Origin of the sequence: Pseudorhodoplanes sp. (genome assembly GCF_035565855.1) — a bacterium.
GTDB lineage: Bacteria > Pseudomonadota > Alphaproteobacteria > Rhizobiales > Xanthobacteraceae > Pseudorhodoplanes.
Genome location: NZ_DATMRX010000234.1, coordinates 1 through 3,110, shown reverse-complemented (window position 1 = coordinate 3,110; position 3,110 = coordinate 1). Strand labels below are relative to the sequence as shown.

The following is a 3,110-nucleotide window of genomic DNA, read 5'->3' as shown; positions in this document are numbered from 1 at the left end:
CGGGGCACGCGCGACAGCGCGTGAACCTGGAATCCAGCGGCAAACACCGCGTGAGAATGGATTCCGGGGTTGCCGCTTTGCGGCGCCCCCGGAACGACCAAGATCACTCCGCCGCCTGTTTCCAGGTGTCGATCTGCGGCTTCGGCTTCGCCTTCAATCGGAGCTCGGTCAGATCGGCCCGTTCGCGCTCCGAATTGCGGAACAGCTGATCGCGGCCGGAGAGATATTGCGGCGGGCAGAAGATGGTGTCGGCGCCATACCAGCCGGCCGCCCGCATCGTAAAGGACGGGTCCATCAGATGCGGCCGCGCGAGCGCGCCGATCTGACCGAGCTCCGCCTGAAGGCGAAGCCGAAGCCGCAAATCGATACCTGGAAACAGGCGGCGGAGTGATCTTGGTCGTTCCGGGGGCGCCGCATAGCGGCAACCCCGGAATCCATTCTCACGCGGTGTTTGCTGCTGGATTCCAGGTTCACGCGCTGTCGCGCGTGCCCCGGAATGCCTGCGCAATGGTTTTGCGCTTCACGCAGCCAGCGTCGTCTTGCCCGGCCAGCGGCACAGATCCGCGATGATGCACTTCTCGCATAGCGGCTTGCGCGCGAGACACACATAGCGCCCGTGCAGGATCAGCCAGTGATGCGCATGCATCATGAATTCCGGCGGGATCACCTCGACAAGCTTCAGTTCGACCTCGAGCGGGTTCTTGCCGGGCGCAAGGCCGGTGCGGTTCGAGACGCGAAACACATGCGTATCCACCGCCATGGTCGGCTGCTGGAACGCCATGTTGAGCACGACATTGGCGGTCTTGCGTCCAACGCCCGGCAATTTCTCCAGCGCCTCGCGGTCGCCCGGCACTTCCCCGCCATACTCGGCGATCAGCTTCTCCGACAACGCGATGACGTTCTTCGCCTTGTTGCGATAGAGACCGATGGTCTTGATGAAGTCGCGCACCTTGGCTTCACCGAGCGCAACCATCTTCTCGGGCGTGTCTGCAGCGGCGAAGAGGGCGGGGGTCGCCTTGTTGACCCCGGCATCCGTCGCCTGCGCCGAAAGGACCACGGCGACGAGCAGCGTGAACGGATTGACGTGCTGCAATTCGCCTTTCGGTTCCGGCTCGACGGACTGGAAGCGCTTGAACGCCTCCCTCACCTCGGCTTCCGTCCACGGCCGGATCTCGCCATGGGAAGCCGCGACATCCGCCTTGACCTGCGCCTTCAACGGCTTGCGCCGGGCGGCCTTGCCCGCTTTCGCGGCTTTCAGCGCGGTCTTGGCGCCACGGGAACGCGATACGGTTTTTTTTGCTTGAGCGGCCGGGCGGGTCGTCTTTTTTGCCATTTGATCCGTATATGATCGGGAATGACCCCAAACAACGACCCGGTTTCCGATACCCCACTGTTTTCGGCGATGATGACGCCGAACCGCTCGCTGGGACGGCGCGGCTTCAGCATCCTGATGCTGGCGGTCGCCGGAATCAGCTTCGTCACGGGCCTGGTCTTCGCCATCGCCGGGGCGTGGCCGATCACCGGCTTTTTCGGGCTGGACGTGCTGCTGATCTACTGGGCCTTCCGGGTCAATTATCGCGATGGCAAGGCCTACGAGCAGATCGTGGTGACGCCGACCGAGCTCATGTTCCGCAAGGTCAGCCCCCGCGGAGCCGTGATCGAGTGGCGCTGCAATCCATTGTGGGTCCGGCTCGAATGGGATGTGCATGAAGAGTTCGGCGTCCAGCGCCTGCATCTCGTCTCGCGCGGCGAGCGCCGGCAGATCGCAGGCTTCCTGTCACCGGAGGAAAAGGAAAGCTTCGGCAAGGCCCTGCAGGCGGCAATTGCCGCGGCGAAGCGCGGACCCGACCGAACGGTGACCACCTGAGCAGAAATCGGGTGGGTTGGATCGGCTTTCCGGCTTACCCGCAGGGGACACAACCATGACGAGGACCGCCATGCTGTCCCCCGACCGCGTTCCCGACATCAAGGAGCTGCACGCCGCAGCCGACGATTACGACGTGGTGCGACGCGCCATCGCGCATATCCGCGGCAACTGGCGCCAGCAACCCGACATCGACACCATTGCCGAAGCGGCCAAGGTCACGCCCACCGAACTGCATCACCTGTTTCGGCGCTGGGCGGGGCTGACACCGAAGGCCTTTCTGCAGGCGCTGACGCTCGATCATGCGCGCCGGCTGCTGCGCGATTCTGCGAGCGTCCTCGAGGCCACGTATGAGGTCGGGCTGTCGGGCCCGGGGCGGTTGCACGACCTGTTCGTCACGCACGACGCGATGTCGCCCGGCGAATGGAAGGCCGGCGGCGAAGGCCTGACCTTGCGCTACGGCTTTCATCCCTCGCCTTTCGGCATCGCGCTTGTGATGGTCGCCCCGCGCGGACTTGCCGGTCTCGCCCTCGCCGATTCCGGTGAGGAGAGTGCCGCGCTCGCCGACATGAAGAGCCGCTGGCCGCGCGCCACCTATGTCGAGGACAACGAGGGCACCGCCGCGGTCGCGGCCCGCATCTTCGATCCGAAATTATGGCGGCCCGACCAGCCGCTGCGCGTCGTACTTATCGGCACCGATTTCGAAGTGCGGGTCTGGGAGACGCTGCTGAAAATCCCGCTCGGCCGCTTCACCACCTATTCCGATATCGCGCGCACGCTTGATAACCCGAAGGCGGCACGCGCCGTCGGCGCGGCGGTCGGCAAGAACCCGGTGTGTTTCGTGGTGCCGTGCCATCGCGTGATCGGCAAGAGCGGCGAACTCACCGGCTATCACTGGGGACTGACGCGCAAGCGCGCCATGCTCGGCTGGGAAGCCGGGCGGGTGGCGTAGCACTCGTGTCCCGGGCGCAGTGCGGTGCGCAGTAACGCACTGCAGAACCGGGACCCATGTACGTCGATCCAGCTGCGATGGGCCCCGGCTCTGCGGTTCACCGCTCCGCTATGCTACGCGCTGCACCGCGTCCGGGCACGCGACCGCGTCAGCGGGCTGCGCCGGAGGTTTCCGTAGCAGCACCCACGCTCGCAAAGACCGGCTCTCCGGCGCGCGGGAAATCGCCGTTGCGGTAAGCCGCGAGGACCTCGGGCTGCAGCCGGTCCATGAAATCGGCGAGCGTCTTGTAGGTGA

General features: G+C 65.4%; 4 protein-coding genes. 2 read left to right on the top strand and 2 right to left on the bottom strand.

The window, feature by feature from the left end:
- Positions 1 to 103: 103 nt before the first annotated feature.
- Both VN004_RS13075 and nth read right to left on the bottom strand, forming a co-directional pair.
- Positions 104 to 361: a hypothetical protein gene (locus tag VN004_RS13075; protein WP_325610666.1), complete on the bottom strand. Its 258-nt coding sequence runs from the start codon at positions 359 to 361 to the stop codon at positions 104 to 106.
- A 159-nt stretch (positions 362 to 520) separates the two neighbouring features.
- Positions 521 to 1,333, bottom strand: coding sequence for an endonuclease III (gene nth / locus VN004_RS13070; RefSeq protein ID WP_325610663.1), 813 nt, complete (start codon positions 1,331 to 1,333; stop codon positions 521 to 523).
- 21 nt (positions 1,334 to 1,354) lie between these two features.
- On the opposite strand from nth, the gene VN004_RS13065 reads away from it, so the two are divergent.
- Both VN004_RS13065 and VN004_RS13060 read left to right on the top strand, forming a co-directional pair.
- Entirely contained in the window at positions 1,355 to 1,867 is a 513-nt protein-coding gene (locus VN004_RS13065; protein ID WP_325610661.1) for a DUF2244 domain-containing protein, read from the top strand.
- A gap of 55 nt (positions 1,868 to 1,922) precedes the next feature.
- A complete protein-coding gene (locus tag VN004_RS13060) occupies positions 1,923 to 2,816 on the top strand; it encodes a bifunctional helix-turn-helix domain-containing protein/methylated-DNA--[protein]-cysteine S-methyltransferase (RefSeq protein WP_325610658.1) in 894 nt (297 codons plus the stop codon).
- Positions 2,817 to 3,110: the final 294 nt, after the last annotated feature.